16 protein-coding genes and 1 pseudogene are annotated in these 17,977 nt (G+C 74.8%); 4 read left to right on the forward strand and 13 right to left on the reverse strand.

Annotated features, from left to right (window positions below):
• Positions 1–101: 101 nt before the first annotated feature.
• Together ACFU9E_RS20130 and ACFU9E_RS20135 are read left to right on the forward strand one after the other, a co-directional pair.
• Positions 102–1,043, forward strand: coding sequence for a polysaccharide deacetylase family protein (locus ACFU9E_RS20130; protein ID WP_380688270.1), 942 nt, complete (start codon positions 102–104; stop codon positions 1,041–1,043).
• Positions 1,040–1,996, forward strand: a complete 957-nt coding sequence (locus ACFU9E_RS20135) for a hypothetical protein (RefSeq protein ID WP_380715218.1) — start codon at positions 1,040–1,042, stop codon at positions 1,994–1,996. Before ACFU9E_RS20130 ends, ACFU9E_RS20135 begins: the two co-directional genes overlap by 4 nt.
• Here the strand turns inward: ACFU9E_RS20135 and ACFU9E_RS20140 are convergent.
• Entirely contained in the window at positions 1,972–2,832 is an 861-nt protein-coding gene (locus ACFU9E_RS20140; protein WP_380687726.1) for a DUF6597 domain-containing transcriptional factor, read from the reverse strand. The genes ACFU9E_RS20135 and ACFU9E_RS20140 overlap by 25 nt on opposite strands.
• A gap of 335 nt (positions 2,833–3,167) precedes the next feature.
• Here ACFU9E_RS20140 and ACFU9E_RS20145 point away from each other — a divergent pair, with 335 nt between their 5' ends.
• Entirely contained in the window at positions 3,168–4,121 is a 954-nt protein-coding gene (locus tag ACFU9E_RS20145; RefSeq protein ID WP_380687724.1) for a LysR family transcriptional regulator, read from the forward strand.
• A gap of 219 nt (positions 4,122–4,340) precedes the next feature.
• Here the strand turns inward: ACFU9E_RS20145 and ACFU9E_RS20150 are convergent, their stop codons facing one another.
• The 3 genes from ACFU9E_RS20150 to def all read right to left on the reverse strand — a co-directional run bounded on the left by ACFU9E_RS20150 (position 4,341) and on the right by def (position 7,409).
• Positions 4,341–5,804, reverse strand: a complete 1,464-nt coding sequence (locus tag ACFU9E_RS20150) for an RsmB/NOP family class I SAM-dependent RNA methyltransferase (protein WP_380687722.1) — start codon at positions 5,802–5,804, stop codon at positions 4,341–4,343.
• Positions 5,805–5,872: 68 nt separating this feature from the next.
• Positions 5,873–6,814, reverse strand: coding sequence for a methionyl-tRNA formyltransferase (gene fmt, locus ACFU9E_RS20155; RefSeq protein ID WP_380687720.1), 942 nt, complete (start codon positions 6,812–6,814; stop codon positions 5,873–5,875).
• A gap of 49 nt (positions 6,815–6,863) precedes the next feature.
• Positions 6,864–7,409 (reverse strand): peptide deformylase, encoded by a 546-nt coding sequence (gene def, locus ACFU9E_RS20160; RefSeq protein ID WP_380687718.1) that lies wholly within the window; start codon positions 7,407–7,409, stop codon positions 6,864–6,866.
• A 291-nt stretch (positions 7,410–7,700) separates the two neighbouring features.
• On the opposite strand from def, the gene ACFU9E_RS20165 reads away from it, so the two are divergent.
• On the forward strand, positions 7,701–8,363 hold the full coding sequence (locus ACFU9E_RS20165; protein ID WP_380687716.1) for a hypothetical protein: 663 nt from the start codon (positions 7,701–7,703) through the stop codon (positions 8,361–8,363).
• Positions 8,364–8,492: 129 nt separating this feature from the next.
• Here ACFU9E_RS20165 and ACFU9E_RS20170 read toward each other — a convergent pair whose 3' ends face one another.
• The 9 genes and pseudogenes from ACFU9E_RS20170 to carB all read right to left on the reverse strand — a co-directional run.
• Positions 8,493–10,583: a primosomal protein N' gene (locus ACFU9E_RS20170; protein WP_380690059.1), complete on the reverse strand. Its 2,091-nt coding sequence runs from the start codon at positions 10,581–10,583 to the stop codon at positions 8,493–8,495.
• A 113-nt stretch (positions 10,584–10,696) separates the two neighbouring features.
• Positions 10,697–11,920, reverse strand: coding sequence for a methionine adenosyltransferase (gene metK / locus ACFU9E_RS20175; protein ID WP_380689803.1), 1,224 nt, complete (start codon positions 11,918–11,920; stop codon positions 10,697–10,699).
• A gap of 152 nt (positions 11,921–12,072) precedes the next feature.
• Entirely contained in the window at positions 12,073–13,308 is a 1,236-nt protein-coding gene (coaBC, locus tag ACFU9E_RS20180; protein WP_380689801.1) for a bifunctional phosphopantothenoylcysteine decarboxylase/phosphopantothenate--cysteine ligase CoaBC, read from the reverse strand.
• Positions 13,309–13,486: 178 nt separating this feature from the next.
• Entirely contained in the window at positions 13,487–13,753 is a 267-nt protein-coding gene (gene rpoZ, locus ACFU9E_RS20185; protein ID WP_030056185.1) for a DNA-directed RNA polymerase subunit omega, read from the reverse strand.
• Between the two features lie 36 nt (positions 13,754–13,789).
• Entirely contained in the window at positions 13,790–14,347 is a 558-nt protein-coding gene (gmk, locus tag ACFU9E_RS20190) for a guanylate kinase (RefSeq protein WP_380688882.1), read from the reverse strand.
• Positions 14,348–14,395: 48 nt separating this feature from the next.
• Positions 14,396–14,722, reverse strand: coding sequence for an integration host factor, actinobacterial type (mihF, locus tag ACFU9E_RS20195; RefSeq protein ID WP_030056187.1), 327 nt, complete (start codon positions 14,720–14,722; stop codon positions 14,396–14,398).
• Between the two features lie 371 nt (positions 14,723–15,093).
• A complete protein-coding gene (gene pyrF, locus ACFU9E_RS20200; RefSeq protein ID WP_376094343.1) occupies positions 15,094–15,927 on the reverse strand; it encodes an orotidine-5'-phosphate decarboxylase in 834 nt (277 codons plus the stop codon).
• A gap of 31 nt (positions 15,928–15,958) precedes the next feature.
• The gene (locus ACFU9E_RS20205) at positions 15,959–17,071 is read right to left on the reverse strand and encodes a quinone-dependent dihydroorotate dehydrogenase (protein ID WP_380688885.1); all 1,113 of its coding nucleotides are present in this window, start codon (positions 17,069–17,071) and stop codon (positions 15,959–15,961) included.
• A gap of 66 nt (positions 17,072–17,137) precedes the next feature.
• Positions 17,138–17,977, reverse strand: a pseudogene (gene carB, locus ACFU9E_RS20210) (carbamoyl phosphate synthase large subunit); the annotation flags it as partial.

The raw sequence follows: 17,977 nt of genomic DNA on the forward strand, positions 1-17,977 counted from the left end.
GAGGAGCCTGACGGGCCCGCGAGCCCGAGGGACCCGGCCCCCGTCCCGCCGCCCCGGAGAAACGGGCTGCGCCACCCCGCCGGCCCCGGCAGACTGCGGACGTGACCCAGCCGACCCCCCTCGCCACCGAGCTGCTCGGCCACCCGCCGGGCACCCGCCTGCTGCTCCTCAACTGCGACGACTTCGGTCTCGACGAGGACGTCAACCTCGCCGTGATCGACGCGATCGACCACGGCGTCGCCGCCTCCTGCAGCCTGATGACCGGCTGCCCGGGATCCGCGCACGCGCTGCGCCTGCTGCGCGAGCGGCCCGGGCTGCCGTTCGGGATCCACCTCACCCTGGTGTGCGACACCGACGAGCCCGCGTTCCGCTGGGGCCCGCTCGCCCCGGCCGCCGCCGTCCCCTCGCTGCTCGACCCCGCCGGGCGGCTGTTCCCCGCCACCCCCGAGGGCCGGGCCCGGCTGCTCGCCCGGGCCGAGGCGGGCGAGGTGGAACGGGAGTTCCGCGCCCAGATCGAGGCCGCCACCGGCCGGGGGCTGCACCCGACCCACCTCGACTTCCACTGCCTGGCCGACGCCGGCCGCCCCGACCTCCTCGACCTCGCGCTCACGCTCGGCGCCGAGTACGGGCTGGCCGTGCGGATCTGGCTCGCCCCCGCTCTGGAGCGGCTGCGCGCCCGCGGGCTGCCGGTGGTCGACCACCCCTTCCTGGACAGCTTCGCCGTCCCGCTCGACGACCGGTCCGCCCACTACGCCCGGCTGCTCGCCGCACTCCCGCCGGGCCTGACCGAATGGGCCGTCCACCCGAGCCTCGCCACGCCGGTCACCCGCCCGGGCGACGGCGGCCGGCGGGTGCGGCGTGCCGACCACGCCTTCCTGCTCGCCCCGCGCACCCGCGAACTGCTCGCCGAGCACGGCATCACGGTGACCGACTACCGCCCGCTGCAGGCCCATTGGCGTCGGCTCCCGGCCCACGGCGCCGCCCCGGTCGTGTCCGAATCGTTCAAGACCGCCGCCCCCGCCCCGCCTACGGTCGAGCCATGACCCGCACCACACGCCTCACGGCCACCATGCTCGACGACGCCGCCCGCTTCCTCTGGACCTCCGGGCGCGTCCTCGAACAACGCCGCTTCGCCCACCTGTTCGGCACCGAGCCCGATCCCGCCGGTGTCCTCGCCGCCCTGGTCGCCCACCGCTGCGCCGACGACGGCTTCGCCTTCGGCATCGAACCGGACGTCCGCGGCCCCGTCCCCCAGCCCATCGCCGTCCCCACCGCACTGCTCGCCATGGAGGAGGCCGGGGCCCTGGACGAGGCCCGCGCCTGGCCCGTCTGCGACTGGCTGGCCCAGGTCGCCGCACCCGACGGGGGTGTGCCCGTGGTCCTGCCGAGCCTGCGCCCCTACCCGCGACCGCCGTTCCTGCCGGTGCCCGAGGACGGTGCGAAGCCGGTCGGCGCACTGCTCGCCACCGGGCAGATCGTCGCCCCGCTGCTGCGCCAGGGCATCGAGCACCCGTGGCTCACCGCCGCCACCGCGTTCTGCCGCACCGCCGTCGACGAGCTCGGCGCGACCCACCCGTACGAGGTCGGCGCCGCGCTGCGCTTCCTCGACGCGCTGCACTCGCTCGGCTCCGCCCCGGAGACCGCCTGGGCCCGGAGCTCGGCCGCCCGGCTGGGCGCGCTCGTCCGCGAGCAGCGGATCGTGCTGCTCGACCCGGCCAGGCCCGAGGAGGCGCGCACCGCCCCGGGCTACGCACCGGGCGAGCACCCCCTGCCGCACGACTACGCCCGCACACCCGACAGCCTGGCCCGCGGCTGGTTCACCGACGAGGAGCTGGCCCGCAGTCTCGACCACCTCGTCGCCGCCCAGCAGCCGGACGGCGGCTGGCCGATCAACTGGGCCCGCTGGTCGGCGACCACCGAGTCCGAGGCCCGCCCCGGCGTCACCGTGCAGGCGCTGATCACCCTCCGCGCCTACGACAACGCGTCGGGGGCCTGACCCGGGGCCCCCGGCCGGACCGCCCGGCCCAACAGCACCGTCGGCGGAACCCCCGCCCACCGGCGCACCTCCCTCGTGAGGTGCGCCTGGTCGGCGTACCCGGCCCGCACCGCCAGCTCCGCCAGCCCGGCCCCCGCGCGGCCGCCCTCCCCGCCCCGCGAACCGGTCCGCGGAACGCCCCGCGGACCGGCCTGTGCCCCGCCCTCGGGCCCGGCCTCCGAGCGCGCCCAGGCCAGCGCCCGCTGGAAGCGCAGCACGGCGTGCAGGGTCTTCGGCCCGTAGCCCACCGCGTCGGTCACCCGACGGCGCAACTGCCGCTCCGAAAGCCCGAGTTCCGCCGCAAGCGCCGGCAGCTGCGCCCCCTGCACGCGCCCCAGCGCGGCCACCGCGCGCTCGACCACCGGGTCCGGCGCCCACCCCGGCACCAGCGCGGCCGCGAAGCCGTCCAGCTCCGCCGCGGCCTCCCGCGGCCCGCGCGCCCGGGCCAGCCGCTCCCCGAGCCGCTCCGCCACCGCCGCGCCGGCCACCTCGGCAAACGGCACCTGGCGATCGGACAGCTCGCGCACCGGCACGGCGCCCAGCAACAGGCTCGCCGCACCGGGACGGAAGCGCACCCCCGCCAGCTCCGCGCCGCCCCGCACCGGGGCGCTGCGGGGCGCATGGTCCGGGCCGGCCACTTCCAGCCCCGCGTCCGACCACACCAGGTCCACGCACCCGTCCGGCACGATGAGCTGGCCGTACGACGGCCCACCGGCGTTGCTCCGCGTCCACACGCAGTCCACCTGCCGCCGGGGCGCGAGTGCCGGCCGCCACTGCTCGTACGAGGAGAAGGTCACCGCCCCGCTCCTCCCCGAAGCCCGCACGGCACGACCGGCCGAACGGGGCGCGCACCGGCGCGAACCCACTGGTCTGTACCACCTGGGCACGCCGTCCGGCGTACGCCGTGGTTCGCACGGAAGGTCGGCACACGGCCTCCTTGGCAGGCATCCACCAACATGTCATTGTCAATCATCACGTCAGATCCTTTACTCCCAAGGGGAGTTGTGGCGATCGACGCTAGATGCCGAGTCGCCATGCGCTCCTGCGGAACCCGGGTCAGCACACTTTCCACCTCCGGTCATCCCTGCCCCCACACCCCCACCCAGCCGACCGACCATCAGCGGAGAACCCCATGCCGGACCTCGATCTCAATCTGCTCGTCGCCCTGGACGCCCTGCTGGAGGAGGGCAGCGTGACGGGTGCCGCCGAACGCCTGCACACCTCGGCCCCGGCGATGAGCCGCACGCTCGGGCGGCTGCGCCGGGTGCTCGGCGATCCGCTCCTGGTCCGGGCCGGCCGCGGGCTGGTGCCGACGCCGCGCGCGGTGGAACTGCGCTCCGAGGTCCGCGCCCTGGTCAGCCGGGGCCAGGCGCTGCTGATACCGCCCGCCGCCGCCGAACCCGCCGGGCTCAACCGGCGCTTCACCCTGCAGACCGGCGACGTCCTGCTGACCACGATCGGCGCGGCCCTGCTGGCGACCGTCCGCGCCCAGGCGCCCGCCGTGACGCTGCGCTTCCTCGGCGACGACCTGGAGGGCACCAGCGCGATGCGCGACGGCGTGATCGACCTGGAGGTGGGCGTCACCGACCACCTCGACCCCGAGACCCGCACCGAACCCCTCACCACCACCCGTCTGGTGGGCATCGCCCGCGCCGGACACCCGCTGACCCACGGCGCGCCCCCGACCGCCGAGGAGTTCGCCGCCGCCGACCACGTCACGGTCTCCCGGCACGGCCGCGGCCCCGGCCAGCTCGACCAGCGCCTCGCCCAACTCGGACTCTCCCGACGTGTGGTGGCCAGCGTACCGAGCTACCCGGCGGCGCTCTTCCTGCTCCGCGACACCGAGCTCGTCGGCCTCGCCCCGGCCCGCCTCGGCACTCCGGCGGCCGAGGCCCTCGGCCTGACCACCTTCCCGCTGCCGGTCGACCTCCCCGAGGTGGTGCTCAGCATGGCCTGGCACCCGCGCAACGACCAGGACGCCGGCCACCGCTGGCTGCGCGACCTGGTCCGCGGCGTCGTCGCCTCCCACACCGGCCCGACCCGACCGCTCCCGCCCCTCCCGGTCCCCGCCCTGAGCGCCCGCTGAGCCGACCGCCACCCGCCGGCCCCACCGGCGTCCCCACCGGCGTCCCCACAACCGCACGCCGGCGCACCACGGGCCTCCGGTCCCCCTCCCGCGGGTCACGTCGGACCGGCGGCTGTGCGCGAAGCGCGCGCGTCGGCGGAGTGGACGAGGCCACGGCGGCGCGACAGCACGGCGGCGCACCGGGACGCCCGGTCCCGGTGCGCCGCCGAACCGCGACCGCTACGCCGTACGGCGCAGCAGCGCCAGGTACATCGCGTCCGTGCCGTGCAGGTGCGGCCAGAGCTGGACGTCCGGGCCGTCGCCGAGCGCCGGGACGCCGGGGAGCAGCGGCCGGGCGTCGATCCACTCGAGCCGGGCGCCCTCGGTGCGCAGCACGTCGTCCACCACCGCGCGGGTCTCCGCGAGGTGCGGGGAGCAGGTGGCGTAGCCGACCACGCCGCCGATCCGGGTGGCCTCGACGGCCGAGCGCAGCAGGTCGCGCTGGAGCGGGCCGAACGCGGCGACGTCCTGCGGCCGCCGGCGCCAGCGGGCCTCGGGGCGCCGGCGCAGGGCGCCGAGACCGGAACACGGGACGTCGACCAGGACCCGGTCGAAGCCGCCGGAGCGCCAGGCCGGGTGGGTGCCGTCGGCGGCGATCACGGTGTACGGGCCGGGGTTGCCTTCCAGCGCCCGGGCGACCAGCCGGGCCCGGTGCGGCTGCTTCTCGCTGGCGACCAGCGCCGCGCCGCGCTCGGCGGCCAGCGCGCCGAGCAGCGCGGCCTTGCCGCCGGGGCCTGCGCAGCCGTCCAGCCAGAGCCGGTCCGGGCCGTCCAGCGGCGCGGCGGCGAGCGCGAGGGCGACCAGCTGGCTGCCCTCGTCCTGGACGCCGGCCCGGTTCTCCCGCACCGCCGTGAGCGAGCCCGGGTCGCCGCCCTCGGCGAGCCGCAGCGCGTACGGGGACCAGCGGCCCGGCTCGGCCTCGGGCAGCACGTCGGCCAGTTCGCCGACGGTGGCCCGGCCGGGGCGGGCCACCAGGGTGACCTCGGGGCGCTCGTTGTCGGCGCGCAGCAGCTCCTCCACGGCGCCGCGCCCGGAGGCGTCCGGCTGCCAGCGGCCGAGCGAGTCCCACAGCGCGGCGACCACCCAGCGCGGGTGGGAGTGCACGACGGCGAGGTGGTCCTCGGCGTCCTGGTCGTAGGGCGGGGCGACCCGCTCGATCCAGGCGTCCATGTCGTGGGCGCTGATCCGGCGCAGCACGGCGTTGACGAACTTGGCCTTGCCGTCGCCGAGCACCACGCGGGCCAGCTCGACGGTGGCCGAGACGGCCGCGTGGCTGGGGATGCGGGTGGTGAGCAGCTGGTGGGCGCCGAGCGAGAGCACGTCGAGCACCGGCGGGTCGACCTTGCTCAGCGGGCGGTCGATGCACGCGGCGATGATCGCGTCGTAGGTGCCCTGGAGCCGGAGGGTGCCGTAGACCAGCTCGGTGGCGAGGGCCGCGTCGCGCCGCTCCATGCCCTTCTGCTCGGCCTCGCGGAGCAGCGAGGGGAGGATGAGGTTGGCGTACGCGTCGCGCTCGTCGACGGCACGCAGGGCGCGGAAGGCGACGATGCGCGCCGGGTCCTTCTTCGGGCGCCGGTGCGGGCGCGGGGCGCGCTTGCCGGCGGACGCGCCGGAGGTGCCGTTGGTACTGCCGGTCGTGCTCATGGGATGTGCCTCAAAGTGCTGCGGGGGTTATGACGGGATCTCTCGAACAGTAACGCGGAAAGCCGGACTCAGCCGCCCGCGCCGAACCGCTCGCCGGACTCGATGCGCGCGCCGCGCGCCCAGTCGGCCGCCCTCATGGCCTTCTTGCCCTGCGGGCGGACCTCGCCGAGCTCGACCTCGTGACTGCCGGTGCCGACCCGGACGCTGTTCTTGCCGACGGCCAGCTCGCCCGGTGCGAGGTCCGCGGCGTCCGGCAGCAGCCGCACCGGGCCGGTGACCTTGAGCCGCTCGCCGCGGAACTCCGTCCAGGCGCCGGGGGCGGGGGCGCAGCCGCGCACCACCCGGTCCACCCGCAGCGCGGGCGCGGTCCAGTCGATCCGGGCGTCCTCGACGGTGATCTTGGGGGCGAGGGTGACGCCCTCGGCCGGCTGCGGGACGGCGTGCAGGGTGCCGTCGGCGATGCCGTCCATGGTGGCGGCGAGCAGCCGGGCGCCGGAGTGGGCGAGCCGCTCCAGCAGCTCGCCGCTGGTGTCGGCGGGGCGGACCTCCTCGGTGAGCACGCCGAAGACCGGCCCGGAGTCCAGGCCCTGCTCGATCAGGAAGGTGGACGCGCCGGTGACCTCGTCGCCGGCCAGCACCGCGTGCTGGACGGGGGCGGCGCCGCGCCAGGCGGGGAGCAGCGAGAAGTGCAGGTTGACCCAGCCGTGCGCGGGGATCTCCAGGGTGCCGGGGCGCAGCAGGGCGCCGTAGGCGACGACCGGGCAGCAGTCGGGGGCGAGCTCGGTGAGCCGGGCGACGAAGTCCGGGTCGCTCGGCTTCGCCGGCTTGAGGACCTCGATCCCGGCCTCCTCGGCGCGCTGGGCGACCGGGCTGGCGACGAGCTTGCGGCCGCGGCCCGCGGGGGCGTCGGGGCGGGTGACCACCGCGACGACCTCGTGCCGGTCGGAGGCGAGCAGGGCGTCCAGGGCGGGAACGGCGACCTCGGGGGTACCGGCGAATACGAGGCGCATCAAGTGCCTTTCTGCAGTGCGGAGTTGACGTGGTTCGAAGCGGCGGGCGTCAGCGCGCCGCGCCGAAGGTGACGTGCGGGGAGACCTTGACCACCGGCGCGGGGCCGGAGCCCCACTCCGCCTCACGGATCGCCTTGAGCGCGGCCTTGCGCTGCTCGGTGTCCAGGCGGTCGATGAAGATGATGCCGTCGAGGTGGTCGGTCTCGTGCTGTATGCAGCGGGCGAGCAGCTGGGTGCCCTCGATGGTCACCGGGTCGCCGTACATGTTGAAGCCCCTGGCGACGACGCCGTGCGCGCGCCGGGTGTCGTAGCGCAGGCCGGGCAGCGAGAGGCAGCCCTCGGGGCCCTCCTGCTCCTCCTCGCTGAGCGACAGGTCGGGATTGATCAGGTGCCCGGTGACGCCGTCCACGTGATAGGTGAACACCCGCAGGGAGATGCCGAGTTGGGGCGCGGCCAGGCCGGCGCCGGGGGCGTCGAGCATGGTGTCGGTGAGGTCCTTGACAAGGGTGCGGAGCTCCTTGTCGAAGGTGGTGACGGGCCGGGCGGTGGCGCGCAGGACGGGGTCTCCGAAGATGCGGATCGGCTGGATCGCCACGGATGCGGGCTCCTGTCCGTCGAGGTCCGGAGCGGGGTCCGGGTGCGGGGTTCGGGTGCGGGGTTCGGGTGCGGTGCGGGCTGCTGGCAGCGGGCGGGCCGAGCGGCGTGCACACGGCCGTCGGCCAGTCTATGCAATCCGCCCCGAGCGGGATCCGGCACATCCCGCTCGCCCCGGCTGCGTGACCCCGGCGGGCGGTCCGGCGTTGGTCAAGTGGGATTGACCGTGGCCGGAGCGCGCGGGAAGGGCGCTCCGGCCGAGCCGAACCGTACGGAAGGTGGCACGTAGGCCATGGCCGAGCAGATCAACCACGACGCCCGGGCGCGGGCGAGCCTGCACCTGCTGGTGCGGGACATCGAGCGGGTGAGGCGACAGGTCGACGCCCTGCGGACGCTCACCGCCCAGTTGGGCAACGTCTACCGGCCGCGCCGCCCGAGCACCTCGGCGGGCTTCGTGGTGTACGGGCGGGCCCCGGCGCCGACGGTGCGCCTGGCGCAGGAACTGCGGGAGAGCGTGGAGACGCTGGTGGCGGCGGCCGTCGAGTTCGACCGCGCGCTGGGCTTCTCCTGGGACTCGGTGGGCTCGGCCCTCGGGGTCACCAAGCAGGCGGTGCACCGGCGCTACGGGATGCGCCGGCCGACCAGTGAACTGCTGGCGGCGGGCGGCGCCGTGCCGGGCCAGGGCCGGCCGGACCGCTCCGAGGAACTGCCCGGCCACCCGGCCGGCCACACCCCGGCGGCCGCCCACGCGCCGGCCCACGCCCCGGCGGCCGCCCACGCCCCGGTCCACCCGCCGGAGCGCGACCGCTCCCCCTCGCCCACCGGACTGGCCGCGACCGTCCCGGCCGCCCGCCAGGGCGGTCTCGACCGCACCAGCCTCGACCGCGGCACGATCGACCGCGGCCCCATCGACCGCCCCGCGCTGGACCGCCCCGGCGTCCCGCTGCGCGGCTGACGCCCCCGGACGCCGGGTGAGGACCGCGGGCACGGACCCCGCGCCCCTCACCCGACGTCCGGTCCGCCACCCGCCGAACCCCGTCCCCCGGGCCAGGACTCGGCCCCGCCACCCGACGCCCGACGCCCGTCAGCCGATGTCCGTCGGATCGATCCGCACCTTGACCGCCTCCGGCGTCCGCAGCGCGATCCGCGCGATCTGCGCCGCCTTCAGCGCCGCCGCCAGCGCCGCCCCCTGCCCGGGCGGCACCCGCAGCAGCGCGCGCTCCTGCTCCTCCCCCCGCAGCGCCGCCACCGGCACCGGCCCGAGCACGTCCGCCTCCGTCGGCAGCCGGACCAGGTTCAGCAGGTCCTCCACCGCCGCCGGGCTGCCGGTCACCGAGGCCATCCGCGCGACCGGAGGGAAGTGCAGCTGGGACCGCTCGTCCAGCTCCAGCCCGGCGTGCCCGAGCGGGTCCCAGCGCACCAGCGCCTGCACCGGCCGCGCCGTCGGCTCGGCGACCACCACCACCGTCCCGCCCTCGGTGGCCGGCCGCACCAGCGCGGCGGCGGCCAGCCAGAGCCGCAGCGTCTCCTCCCCGGCCCGCAGGTCGGGCCGGCTCAGCAGGGCCCAGCCGTCCAGCAGCAGCGCCGCCGCGTACCCGCCGCCGCCCTCGACGACCGGCTCGGCGCCGGGCGTGGAGATCACCAGCGCGGGCTCGTCCGGCACGGTCGGCAGCACCGCGTCCCGCCCGGAGGTGCGCACCGGGACGCGCGGGAACGCCTTGCCCAGCTCCTCGGCCGTCCGGCGGGCCCCGATCACCTGCGCCCGCAGCCGGAACGAGCCGCACTCCGGGCAGTGCCAGTCCCGCTCCTCCTCGCCGCACCACTGGCAGCGCAGCGGCGCGTCCGCCCCGGCCGCCTCCAGCGGGCCCTCGCAGCGCCGGCAGCGGGCGGGGGTGCGGCAGCGCCCGCAGGCCAGCCGGGGGACGTAGCCGCGCCGGGGCACCTGGATGAGCACCGGCCCTCCGGCCGCCAGCCCCTCGCGGGCCGTCTCCCAGGCGACCGAGGGCAGCCGGGCGGCCTGCGCGGCGGCGTCCCGGTGCTGGTCCAGGTCGGTGACGGTGCGCACCCGCGGCGCGGTGCGGCGCACCGTCTCCCGGTCGGCGGTGAGCGACCGTGCCCACCCGGTGCGCACCAGCTGGGCGCCCTCCACGGTGACGGCGTGCCCGCCGAGCAGGACGGCGGCACCCTCCTCGGCGGCGCGCAGCAGGGCGACCTCCCGCACGTGCGGATGCGGGTTGCGCGGGTCGCTGTGGCTGGAGTCGCCGTCGGACCAGACCACCACCAGACCGAGGTCGTGCACCGGCGCGAACATCGCCGCCCGGGTGCCGACGGCGGCGTGCACCGAGCCGCGGCTGACCTGCAGCCACCGCCGGTAGCGCTCGCGCGGGCCGAGGTCGGCGGCCAGCACGGTGTGCAGGCCCTCGCCGAGCAGCTCGCTCAGCGCCCGGTCGACCCGGGCCACCGAACGGCCGTCCGGCAGCACCACCAGGGCGCCGCGCCCGCCCGCCAGGGTGGCGGCGACGGCGCGGGCGATCTCGTACGGCCAGCCGGGGCCGGGCAGCGCCGTCCAGACCGCCCGGGGCGCGCCGCCGCCGGCCAGCGAGGCGAGGAAGTCCGGGCCGGCCGGGTAGCGTGACCAGCCGCCGGGCGCGGGCGCGGCCGGGCGCGGGCGGGGCGACGGCGAGGGTTCGGCCTCCGCCTTGGCGTGCCGGGGCGGCACCGCCAGCTGCAGGACGTCGGCCAGGGTGCCCGCGTACCGGTCGGCGACGGTGCGGCACAGCCGCAGCAGCTGCGGGGTGAGCACCGGCTCGGGAGAGAGGACCTGGGCGAGCGGGGCGAGCGGTCCGGGGAAGTCGCTCTTCTCCAGCCGGGCGACGATGAAGCCGTCGTGCAGTTCCCCGCCCTCGCGCTGGCCCTTGACCACCCGCGCGCCGAAGCGCACCCGGACCCGTACGCCGGGCCGGGCGTCCTCGGCCATCGCTGCGGGCACCTCGTAGTCGAAGAACTTGTCGATGGTGAGCACGCCCTTGTCGACGACCACCCGGGCCACCGGCAGGTGCTCGGCCCGCTTGGCACCGCGCCAGGTGCGCGGCTTGGCCCGGCGGACCGTCTCCCGGATGAACGCCAGCTGCTCCGGCGCCCCGCCCTCGTCACTGCCCTGCGTGCTGCTGCTCATCGCCCCAAGTAGTACCAGGTCCCACCGACAAAACGGCAGGTGGTGGCCGCCCGGAGCGCCGGGCGGCCACCACCTGCCGTTTAACGATCAGATCAACCGATCGGATCCGCCGATCAGGCCTCGACGGCCTTCTTCAGCTGCTCCACGCGGTCGGTCCGCTCCCAGGTGAAGTCCGGCAGCTCACGGCCGAAGTGGCCGTACGCGGCGGTCTGCGAGTAGATCGGGCGCAGCAGGTCCAGGTCGCGGATGATCGCGGCCGGACGCAGGTCGAAGACGTCGCTGACGGCCTTCTGGATGGTGAGGACCGGCACGGTCTCGGTGCCGAAGGTCTCCACGAACAGGCCGACCGGCTCGGCCTTGCCGATCGCGTACGCGACCTGCACCTCGGCGCGGCGGGCGAGGCCGGCGGCGACGATGTTCTTCGCCACCCAGCGCATCGCGTACGCGGCCGAGCGGTCCACCTTGGACGGGTCCTTGCCGGAGAAGGCGCCGCCGCCGTGGCGGGCCATGCCGCCGTAGGTGTCGATGATGATCTTGCGGCCGGTGAGGCCGGCGTCGCCCATCGGGCCGCCGATCTCGAAGCGGCCGGTCGGGTTGACCAGCAGGCGGTAGCCCTCGGTGACGAGCTTGATGCCCTGGTCGGCCAGCGCCTTCAGCTCCGGCTCCACGACGAACTCGCGGACGTCCGGGGTCAGCAGCGACTCCAGGTCGATGTCACTGGCGTGCTGGGTGGAGACGACCACGGTGTCCAGGCGGACGGCCTTGTCGCCGTCGTACTCGATGGTGACCTGGGTCTTGCCGTCGGGGCGCAGGTACGGGATGGTGCCGTTCTTGCGGACCTCGGTGAGGCGGCGCGAGAGGCGGTGGGCCAGGGTGATCGGCAGCGGCATCAGCTCGGGCGTCTCGTCGGACGCGTAGCCGAACATCAGGCCCTGGTCGCCGGCACCCTGCTTGTCCAGGTCGTCTGCGTCGTCCCGCTGGGTGGCACCCTCGACCCGGGCCTCGTACGCGGTGTCGACGCCCTGGGCGATGTCGGGCGACTGGGCACCGATCGAGACCGACACGCCGCAGGAGGCGCCGTCGAAGCCCTTCTTGGAGCTGTCGTAACCGATTTCCAGGATCTTGTCCCGGACGAGCTGGGCGATCGGCGCGTACGCCTTGGTGGTCACCTCGCCGGCCACGTGCACCTGGCCGGTGGTGATGAGCGTCTCCACCGCGACCCGGGAGGCCGGGTCCTCGCGGAGGAGCGCGTCAAGGATGGTGTCGCTGATCTGGTCAGCGATCTTGTCGGGGTGGCCCTCGGTGACGGACTCCGAGGTGAACAGGCGGCGAGACACAGCGCTCCCTGGGGTTGCAGCGGCTGCTGACTGAAAGACCCCGGACGGATCCGGGGGCTTCCGGAAAGACTTGATTCCTGGAGTGTAACGGTCAGCTATCGAGGAACGTCACGCGATTCCGCAATTGGAGACCGTCCGCCCACTCTGCGAGATCAGCCGGCGAAGGGATCGAGCCGTTCCACGACCAGGTCCCACACGACGTCCGCGAGCGCCTCCTTCGGACCCACCGGGACGGGCGTCTCACTGCCGTCGATGCCCAGCACCACGGCCTCGTTGACGTCCTGGCCGAAGGCCTTGCCGCCGCCGACCTCGTTGACGACCAGCAGGTCGCAGCCCTTGCGCGCGAGCTTGGCGCGGCCGTTGGCGAGCACGTCGTCGGTCTCCGCCGCGAAACCCACGACCAGTTGGCCCGAACGGGTGCGGTGGGCGGAGAGCTCCGCCAGCACGTCGGGGTTGCGGACGAGCTCGACCGGCGCCGGCTCGACGCCCTCGACCTTCTTGATCTTGCCGGCGGCGTAGACCGCGGGCCGGAAGTCGGCCACCGCAGCGGCCATGACCACGGCGTCCGCGTCCTGGGCCGCCTTCAGCGCGGCGTCCCGCAGCTCCAGCGCGGTCGCCACCCGGACCACGTCCACCCCGGCCGGATCGGGCAGCTCGGCATTGGCCGAGATCAACGTCACACGGGCGCCGCGGGCCGCCGCGGTCGCCGCCAGCGCGTAGCCCTGCTTGCCGGAGGAGCGGTTGCCGAGGTAGCGGACCGGGTCCAGCGGCTCGCGGGTGCCGCCGGCCGAGACCACCACGTGCCGGCCGGCCAGGTCGGAGCGCCCGCCGCCGTAGCGCAGCACCGCGCGGCAGGCGTCGAAGATCGCGGACGGCTCGGGCAGCCGGCCCTTGCCGGTGTCCTTGCCGGTCAGCCGCCCGCTGGCGGGCTCCAGCACGATGACGCCCCGGCGGCGCAGCGTGGCGACGTTCTCCCGGGTCGCCGGGTGCTCCCACATCTCGGTGTGCATCGCGGGCGCCAGGACGACCGGGCAGCGCGCGGTGAGCAGGGTGTTGGTCAGCAGGTCGTCGGCGAGTCCGTGGGCGGCCTTGGCCATGAGGTCGGCGGTGGCCGGGGCGACCACCACCAGGTCGGCGTTCTGCCCGATCCGCACGTGCGGCACCTCGTGCACGCTGTCCCAGGTCTCGGTGGCGGCCGGGCGGCCGGACAGGGCGGCCCAGGTGGCCTCGCCGACGAAGTGCAGCGCCGCCGCGGTGGGCACCACGGTCACCCGGTGGCCGGACTCGGTGAACCGCCGCAGCAGCTCGCACGCCTTGTACGCGGCGATGCCGCCGCTGACGCCGAGGACGACGCGCGGTGCGTCCGTCCGCTCCGTGCCACCGCTCATGTTCCCCAGCTCTCCTCGTGGCGCTCCGCAGATGCCAGCCAACCCTACGGCGCGCCGGCGATCACCCGCACTGTGGCACCCCCCACACCCCCCGCCCCCCGGCCGGAGCGCCCCGGGAACGCCGAAGGGCCCGTCGGAGCGGACTCCGACGGGCCCTTCGCACGAAGGTGGGTCCGCCTCAGGCGGCCTCGACCGCCTCGGCGGTCAGCATGCCGGCGTTGATCTCGCGCAGCGCGATCGACAGCGGCTTCTCGTGCACGTGGGTGTCGACCAGCGGGCCGACGTACTCCAGCAGGCCCTCGCCGAGCTGGGAGTAGTACGCGTTGATCTGGCGCGCACGCTTGGCCGCGTAGATGACCAGGCTGTACTTGGAGTCGGTGGCCTCAAGCAGCTCGTCGATCGGCGGGTTGATGATGCCCTCGGGCGCGGTCATGGAAGAGGACACGCGAAAACCTTCCGAAAGGGTGGAAAAGACAACAGGTCAGCCTACACCGAGCAAGGCTAGCAGTTCGCTCGCCACCTGCTCGACGGAGGTGTTGACCAGGGTCGTGTCGAACTCCGGCTCGGCCGCCAGCTCGACCTTCGCGGCCTCCAGCCGCTTCTCGATCACGTCCTGCGGCTCGGTCCCCCGGCCGGTGAGCCGGCGGACCAGCTCGTCCCAGCTCGGCGGGGCCAGGAAGACCAGCTGCGCCTCGGGCATGGACTCGCGCACCTGGCGGGCGCCCTGCAGGTCGATCTCCAGCAGCACGGGTTCGCCGCGCTCCAGCTTCTCCAGGACAGCCGCGCGGGGGGTGCCGTAGCGGTTGCCCGCGAACACGGCCCACTCCAGCAGCTCGCCGTTGGCGATCAGCTTGTCGAACTCGTCGTTGTCGACGAAGTGGTACTGGACCCCGTCCTGCTCGCCCGGCCTCGGGTGGCGGGTCGTCGCCGACACCGAGAGCCAGACTTCGGGGTACTGCTTCCTCATATGAGCGACGACCGTGCTCTTGCCGACCCCCGAGGGGCCGGAGAGCACGGTCAGCCGCGGACGCTCACTCATGCACCGATTATCCCGGATCGCGGACGATGCCGGGACCACGGGGCACGGTCAGGCGGCACCGCCGCCGAACTCCCGCTCCAGGGAGGCGATCTGGTTCGTGCCGAGACCGCGGACCCGGCGGCTCTCGGAGATGCCGAGCCGCTCCATGATCTGCTTGGCCCGAACCTTGCCGACACCGGGAAGGGACTCCAGCAGGGCGGAGACCTTCATCTTGCCGATCACGTCGTTGTCGGCCTTGCCGGCCTTGATCACCTCGTGCAGGGAGGCGCCGGAGTGCTTGAGCCGGTTCTTGACCTCGGCGCGCTCCCGGCGAGCCTCGGCGGCCTTCGCGAGCGCGGCGGTGCGCTGTTCAGGGGTAAGGGGCGGAAGAGCCACGCCGTTCACCTCAGGTGTGGATGGAAGGGATTGAACTCTGACTGTTGTGCTTCCCAGGGCACCGGTCGACGCCGGCCGGGAGAGCGAACTCGCCGCCCCTGACCTGCGGGAGCAGCGGGTTTCGCGGCTCCTCGGTGACCTATCGCCGGACACTACCCGGATTGCGGCGCCACGTCAGGAAAAGAACACGAAAAGTCCTGGTCAGCCAAGGCCGACCAGGACTTTCCCGGGCAAAATGACCGTGATTGCGAACCTTTGGCGGCACCGGTGTGACGGCGCTCACGTCAAGCCGCCGCCCCCGTGGACCGTCGCAGCCCGTCAGCGCGGCGCCGCGCAGCGTTCGCCAGGAGCGAACCCCTCCTTCTCGTCCGCTACTTGACCGCGTCCGCGTACTCCTGGACAAAACGGTCGGCGGCCGAGCGCAGCGCCTCCACCGAGGGGCCGTGCTTCAGCACGTCCCGGCTGACGCTCGGCACCACGTTGCGCACCGAGGCGCCGAAGACCCGCGGCAGGTCCGCCATGGTCGCGCCCTGGGCGCCGATCCCGGGGGCGAGCAGCGGGCCGTTGATCGCCAGGTCCACACCCGCGTCCGCGAGCGTCGCCCCGACCACCGCGCCGAAGGAGCCCAGCGGCTCGGCCCCGGCGTTCTCGGCGGCCAGCTGGCGCAGCACCGCGGCCGCCACCGGCTCGCCGTCCGCGCCGACGGCGCGCTGCACCTCGGCGCCCTCCGGGTTGGAGGTGAGCGCCAGCGCGAAGACGCCCGCGCCGTTGGCCGTCGCGAGGTCCAGCGCCGGGCGCAGCGAGCCGAAGCCCAGGTAGGGGCTGACCGTGACGGCGTCCGAGAACAGCGGGCTGCCGGGCGACAGGAAGGCCTCGGCGTAGGCGGCCATGGTGGAGCCGATGTCGCCGCGCTTGGCGTCCATCAGGACGAGCGCGCCGGCCGCCCTGGCCTCCTCGACGGACTTCTCCAGGACGGCGACGCCCCGGGAGCCGAAGCGCTCGAAGAACGCGGCCTGCGGCTTGAGCACGGCCACCCGGCCGGCCAGCGCCTCGACGACGGTGCGGCTGAAGGTCTCCAGGCCCGCGACGGTGTCCTCCAGGCCCCAGGCGGCGAGCAGGGAGGCGTGCGGGTCGATGCCGACGCAGAGCTGCCCGCGGGTGTCGAGGGCGTGGCGCAGGCGGGTGCCGAAGGGGGCGAGGGTCATGACGTCCTTCCGGGGAGCGTGAGGAGGGGTTTCAGGCGGCCTTGCGCGCGTCCACCGCGCTGCCGACGGCCGCGGCCAGGCTGCGGAAGCCACCGGCCCGCAGACGTGCGGACAGGCCCTTGTGGACGCGCCGGCACCAGAACGGACCCTCGTAGATGAAGGCGCTGTAGCCCTGGACCAGGTCGGCGCCGTGGACGATCCGCTGCCAGGCGTCCTCGGCGGTCTCGATGCCGCCGACCGAGACCAGCACCAGCCGGCCCTCGGTGCGGGCGCGCAGCCGCTGGAGGACCTCCAGCGCGCGCTCCTTGAGCGGGGCGCCGGACAGGCCGCCCATGCCGATCTCCTTCACCCGGGCGGCGTCGCAGCGCAGGCCCTCGCGGCCGATCGTGGTGTTGGTGGCGATGATGCCGTCCAGGCCCAGCTCCAGGGCCAGGTCGGCGACCTCGTCGATGTCCTCGTCGGCCAGGTCGGGGGCGATCTTGACCAGCAGCGGCACGTGGTGCGGGGTGGTCCGGTCGGCGGCCTCGCGCACGGCGCTCAGCAGCGGGCGCAGGTGCTCGACGGCCTGCAGGTTGCGCAGCCCCGGGGTGTTCGGCGAGCTGACGTTGACCACCAGGTAGTCCGCGTAGCGCGCGAGGCGCTCGGTGGACTTCACGTAGTCGGCGACCGCGTCGGCCTCCTCGACCACCTTGGTCTTGCCGATGTTGACGCCCACCACCGGCGTGGAGCTGGTGTGCGGGCGGGCGGCGAGGCGGGCGGCGACCCGGGCCGAGCCCTGGTTGTTGAAGCCCATCCGGTTGATCAGGGCACGGTCCTCGACCAGCCGGAAGAGCCGCGGCTGCGGGTTGCCCGGCTGCGCCTCGCCGGTCACGGTGCCGATCTCGACGTAGTCGAAGCCGAGCATCGACAGGCCGTCGATGCCGACGCCGTTCTTGTCGAAGCCGGCCGCCAGGCCGAACGGTCCGGGCAGCGCCAGGCCGAGGGCCTCGGTGCGCAGCGCCCGGTCGCGGGGGGCGAGCACCAGCCGGACCAGGCCGCGCAGGCCCGGCACCGAGGAGGCCAGCCGGATCCAGAAGAAGGCCAGGTGGTGGGCCTTCTCGGGGTCCATCTTCTTGAAGACGAGGTCGAACAGCAGCTTGTACACAAAGTCCTCCCAGGGCATGGAAGTGGGGGGCACCCGGCGGTACTGGTGCCCCCCACTGGAGTGGTGCTACTTGGCGCGGCCGGCGTTGATCAGCTCGGCGTGCTCCTGGAGCGACATGACACCGACCTCGTCGCGCAGCAGCCGGTCGATGCCCTGGACGGCGGCGCCCATGGCCTGGACCGTGGTCAGGCAGGGCACCGCGCGGGCGACGGCGGCGGTGCGGATCTCGTAGCCGTCGAGACGGCCACCGGTGCCGTACGGCGTGTTGATGATGAGGTCGACCTCGCCGTCGTGGATCAGCTGGACGATGGTCTTCTCGCCGTTGGGGCCCTCGCCCTCGCTGTGCTTGCGCACCACGGTGGCCGGGATGCCGCCGCGCTGCAGGACCTCGGCGGTGCCGGCGGTGGCCAGCAGCTCGAAGCCGAGGTTGACCAGCGCCCGGGCCGGGAAGACCAGGTTGCGCTTGTCGCGGTTGGCGACCGAGACGAAGACCTTGCCCTTGGTCGGCAGCGCGCCGTACGCGCCGGTCTGGGACTTGGCGTAGGCGGTGCCGAAGACCCGGTCCAGGCCCATGACCTCGCCGGTGGAGCGCATCTCCGGGCCGAGCACGGTGTCCACCCCGCGGCCGTGGACGTCACGGAAACGGCTCCACGGCATCACGGCCTCCTTGACCGCGATCGGCGCGTCGGCCGGCAACGTGCCACCGTCACCGTCCGCCGGCAGCATGCCCTCCGCGCGCAACTCCGCGATCGTGGCACCCAGCGAGATCCGCGCCGCGGCCTTCGCCAGCGGCACCGCCGTCGCCTTCGACGTGAACGGCACGGTGCGCGAGGCCCGCGGGTTCGCCTCCAGGACGTACAGGATGTCACCGGACAGCGCGAACTGGATGTTGATCAGACCCCGCAC

The organism is Kitasatospora sp. NPDC057595 (assembly GCF_042800875.1).
Taxonomy (GTDB): Bacteria; Actinomycetota; Actinomycetes; order Streptomycetales; family Streptomycetaceae; genus Kitasatospora.